Origin of the sequence: Varibaculum cambriense (assembly GCF_022133705.1) — a bacterium.
GTDB lineage: Bacteria > Actinomycetota > Actinomycetes > Actinomycetales > Actinomycetaceae > Varibaculum > Varibaculum cambriense_A.
Genome location: NZ_JAKNHJ010000030.1, coordinates 1 through 1291, shown reverse-complemented (window position 1 = coordinate 1291; position 1291 = coordinate 1). Strand labels below are relative to the sequence as shown.

General features: G+C 49.6%; 1 protein-coding gene. It reads left to right on the top strand.

Annotation, left to right across the window (positions count from 1 at the left end; translation table 11 throughout):
• Window positions 1–56: 56 nt before the first annotated feature.
• Window positions 57–1282, top strand: a protein-coding gene (locus tag L0M99_RS09685) for an IS3 family transposase (RefSeq protein WP_238128452.1) whose coding sequence is annotated in 2 segments (ribosomal slippage) — window positions 57–336 and window positions 336–1282 — 1227 coding nt in all. Because the reading frame shifts where the segments join, the coding sequence is not laid out codon by codon here.
• The last annotated feature ends 9 nt before the right edge of the window (window positions 1283–1291 follow it).

The window sequence follows — 1291 nt, the reverse complement described above, 5'->3', positions numbered from 1 at the left end:
TGAAGCGTCCCAGGTTTTGTTCCTAGGTTTTTTTGATTTTTTGAGAGGATTGTTTTATGCCTAGGAAGTATTCGCAGGAGTTTCGGAATCGTGCTGTCGGGCTGGTCTTTGACCGGCTTCGGGATGATCCTGGTGTTTCGAGAGCAGCGATTATTAGTGATACCGGGTTAAAGCTTGGTGTAAGTCGTGAATCATTGCGTCGCTGGGTGGTTCAAGCCGAGATAGACCAGGGACAAAGAGCTGGACTTAGCCGGGAAGAGTGTGCCGAAATAAGGCGTTTGCGCAAGGAAAACGCGGAGCTTAAACGCACTAACGAGATTTTGAAGCTCGCATCGGCTTTTTTCGCGAAAGAACTCGACCACCCCGGGATGAAATGATTGCGTTTATCGATCAGTATCGTGATTGTTTCTCGGTCGAGTTCATTTGCCGGGTTATGAACGAACACACCGTTGGGGGCTTTATTACTTCGCGTGGTTACCGGGCGGCAAAGTCAAGAAAAGTGTGTGCCAGGCGATTGAGAGATGCCGTGCTAGTAGAGGAAATCGTGAAGATTTTCGATGATAACTTCCGGGTCTACGGGATTCGTAAAATCTGGCGTGCTATGCGCCGAGCTGGTTGGGATATCGGGCGGGAACAAACTGGCAGACTGATGCGTCTGGCCGGGATTTGTGGGGTGCGTAGGGGACGCAGACCAGTTACTACCCGTCCTTCTAAAGTCCCTGATACGCGCCCGGATCTCGTTAATCGCCAGTTTAGCGCAGATAGGCCTAACAGGTTGTGGGTAGCAGATATTACCTATGTTCGTACTCTGTCTGGTTTTGTTTATACCGCGTTCGTAACCGATGTGTATTCTCGAAAAATTGTGGGCTGGGCTACCCGGTCATCAATGAAAACCGAGGTACTGCCCCTGCAAGCTCTTGAGCAGGCCATAGCCCTAGCAAAAGACAATCTTGCAGGTCTGGTGCATCATTGCGATCACGGTAGTCAGTACACCTCCATTACCTATAACGACAAACTTACTGATTACGGGATAAAACCTTCTACTGGGACCGTGGGAGACTCCTACGATAACGCCCTGGCAGAGACCGTAAATGGTTTATATAAGAGCGAACTGATCTATTCGCAAACCTGGGAAACTCTGTCCGAGGTCGAGTTTGCCACCATGAACTGGGTTTACTGGTGGAACAATATCCGCCTTCACGAATCCCTGGACTATTCCACACCCGAGGAGGTGATAACCCGATACAATCAAACCCACTCTAAACAACTAGCACCCACATAAGAAGCGGAA